The organism is Pseudonocardia pini, assembly GCF_013870575.1.
Classification (GTDB): Bacteria; Actinomycetota; Actinomycetes; order Mycobacteriales; family Pseudonocardiaceae; genus Pseudonocardia; species Pseudonocardia pini.
Map to the genome: position 1 here is coordinate 1 of NZ_JACBXB010000721.1, position 2833 is coordinate 2833.

A 2833-nucleotide genomic window follows, 5' to 3' on the forward strand; every position below is an offset into this window, starting at 1 on the left:
CCCGACGACGCGCAGCGGGTCCCTGCCCGGCAGCAGCGCGGGCAGGACCTCGGCCATCCACTCCTGCAGCCGGGCACGCTGGTCGCTCGCGGCCTCGAACGCCGCGTGGGTGCGCGCGTAGCCCTCGAGCGAGAGCGCGGGCAGGGCCGGGCCGTCGCGCAGCGCGTCGCGGAGCCGATCGAGCGGGAGGGCCGTGCTCGATGTCGTCACGTCCTGACGTTAGGGCGTTCCCGGTTTCGCGGCGCGGCGAACTCCCGGGCGTGGTTGGCTCGGAGGGTGACGCGCCCCGACACCGCCCAGCGCAGCCTCGACCACTGGAGCGAGGCGGGGCGGGCGGAGATGCAGGCCTTCTACGCGCTCGCCACCGAGGACTACCGGCAGCTCGCGGCCGCCCGGGACTGGGCCGCGGACCTGCGCCGCCACGCCGTCGACGGCCGGGTGCGGCTGCTCGACGTCGCCTGCGGGAGCGGGAGGTTCCCCGCCGCGCTGCTCGCCGCGGGCCTGCCCGCGGAGCCTGTGGTCGAGGTGGACCTGCTGGATCCCTCGGCCTTCAGCATCGCGGAGGCGCGCTCGGTGCTGGCGCCGCCCTTCGTCGCGGCCGCCGAGCACGAGATCGTGCTGCAGGACCTCGACGCGCCTGCGGCCTACGACGTCGCCTGGGCCACCCACGCGCTCTACGCGCTGCCTCCCGACCAGCTGGCCGCGGGCGTCGCGCGGATGGTCGGGGCCCTGCGTCCCGGCGGGTTCGGCGTCGTCGCGCAGGCGAGCGCGCGCTCGCACTACCTGGAGTTCTACGAGGCCTACCGCCCGGCCTTCGCCCCGGACGCCACGCCGTACACCGACGCCGAGGGCGTGGCCGAGGCGTTGCGCGCCGCCGGGGCGGACGTCGGCGTCCAGGTGCTGCCCTACCGCACCGGGACGGCCGACCGCGCGGTCGTGGAGGGGTTCCTGCAGCGCTGCGCGTTCGACGACACGGTGTCCCTGGAGCGGATGGAAGACGTCGAGCCCCTGGCCTCCTACCTGCGGGGATGCCGCGCTCCGGACGGCTCCTACACCTTCGCGCACGAAGCCCACCTGATCACGTGGGAGCACCCGTGACGACCAACCCGCACCTGTCCGCGACCACCGCAGCCGGCACCGCCTCCGACGTCGGGATCGAGTGGGACCGGGGCAACGACCAGTGGTGGAACTGGTACATGTCGCTCGCCGACGGGCCCGCCGCGGACGGTCCGCTGCTGGAGATCGCACCGGCCGATCCCGGCCCCCTCCCGTCCGACGCCGAGGTGGCGGCCGAGCTCGCGGAGCCCTACCCGCTCACCGCTGCGCAGGTCGCGTCCTACCGCACGGAGTCGTTCGTCAAGCTCCCCGGCGTGCTCACGCCCGGCGCGCTCGCCCGTCTGCGTGCCCGTCTGCGGGAGCTGCTCGCGGCGGCCGTCGATCCCGAGGTGGGCTTCCAGAGCCTCGAGATGATGTGGCTCGACGACCCGCTGGTCGCCTCGGCGGTGCTCTCGCCGCGGGTCGGCGGCATCGCGGCCGCGCTGCTGGGCGTGGACGGCGTGCGGCTCTACCACGACAACGCCCTGTCGAAGGAGCCCGGCGCGGGCCGGACCCCGTGGCACTACGACGCCCACCACTTCCCGCTCGACTCCGCCGCGGTGCTGACCGCGTGGATCCCGCTGCAGGCCACCCCGCGTGAGATGGGCCCGCTCGCGTTCGCCCGCGGCGCCCGGACCTGGGAGCTCGTGCGGGACGTGGAGTTCGACAAGCACGGCACCTCCTACGACCGGGGCGTCTCCGCCACCTTCCGCGCCCACGCCGTCGCCGTGGAGGACGGGCCCTTCGCCACGGGGGAGATGAGCTTCCACTCCGCCCACTGCGTCCACACCGCGGGCGCGAACCGCACCACGGCGGCGCGGATGGCCCTGGCCACCACCTACTTCGCCGACGGGGTGCGGGTCGTGCCCGCCCCGACGATGGTCAGCGGGGCCTGGCGGACGTTCGTCCCGGGCGTCGGACCGGGCGAGGTCGTGGCGAGCCCGCGGAACCCGCTGATCCGCGGCTGAGGTCGGAGTCGGAGCCCCGCGACGGCGCGGCCCCCCTGCGCGACGACCGCGCTCGCGTCACCTCCGGAGCGGTCCCGAACCGCCGACCGGGGGCCTATCCTTCGCGGTCCGCACCGAGGGCACGGGAGGTCCGGCGATGACGGATCGGGGTGGGGCGTCGGTCGAGACGCTGGAGGCGATCACGGCCGCGTTCAACGCGCACGACCTGGACGCGATCATGGAGTTCTTCACCGAGGACTGCTCGCTGGACATGCCGAGGGGGCCCGAGCCGTGGGGCAGGCGGCTCGTCGGCAAGCCGGCCGTGCGGGAGGGCCTGGCGAGCCGTTTCGCCGGGCTGCCCGACGTCCACTACGGCGACGGCAGACACTGGGTCAGCGGCGACCTCGGCGTCTCCGAGTGGCTGCTCACGGGCACGCGACCCGAGGGCGAGCGGGTGCGCGTCCGCGGCTGCGACCACTGGGAGTTCCGCGACGGCCGGGTGCTCCGCAAGGACTCCTACTGGAAGATCGTCGACGCGGCCGGGTAGCGGCATTTCGTGTGAGTCGTCATTGACGTCAAATCGGCGGGGCGGCACCATCACCTCTCGTGACGAGCCGGCGCGCCTACACGATGCGGAGCAGGGCCGCGTCGGTCGAGGCCACCCGGCAGCGGATCCTGGCCGCCGTGCTCGCCCTGGCCGAGGAGACCCTCGACCTCGACCCGACGCTCGACGCCGTCGCCGCGCGGGCCGGGGTGAGCGTGCAGACCGTGTTGCGGCACTTCGGCAGCCG

At 74.8% G+C, this 2833-nt stretch carries 4 protein-coding genes and 1 pseudogene; 4 read left to right on the top strand and 1 reads right to left on the bottom strand.

The window, feature by feature from the left end:
* Nucleotides 1-210: hypothetical protein (locus tag H5J29_RS27795; RefSeq protein WP_181783949.1), on the bottom strand; the 210-nt coding region annotated here is incomplete at its 3' end.
* Between the two features lie 66 nt (nt 211-276).
* Here H5J29_RS27795 and H5J29_RS27800 point away from each other — a divergent pair.
* The 4 genes and pseudogenes from H5J29_RS27800 to H5J29_RS27815 all read left to right on the top strand — a co-directional run.
* Nucleotides 277-1098, top strand: a complete 822-nt coding sequence (locus H5J29_RS27800) for a class I SAM-dependent methyltransferase (protein ID WP_181783950.1) — start codon at nt 277-279, stop codon at nt 1096-1098.
* Nucleotides 1095-2063: a phytanoyl-CoA dioxygenase family protein gene (locus H5J29_RS27805; protein ID WP_312858449.1), complete on the top strand. Its 969-nt coding sequence runs from the start codon at nt 1095-1097 to the stop codon at nt 2061-2063. Before H5J29_RS27800 ends, H5J29_RS27805 begins: the two co-directional genes overlap by 4 nt.
* Nucleotides 2064-2199: 136 nt before the next feature.
* Nucleotides 2200-2589 carry a nuclear transport factor 2 family protein gene (locus tag H5J29_RS27810; RefSeq protein WP_181783952.1) on the top strand — a complete coding sequence of 130 codons (390 nt, stop codon included), beginning with the start codon at nt 2200-2202 and terminating at the stop codon, nt 2587-2589.
* A 59-nt stretch (nt 2590-2648) separates the two neighbouring features.
* Nucleotides 2649-2833 (top strand): annotated as a pseudogene (locus H5J29_RS27815) (TetR family transcriptional regulator); the annotation flags it as partial.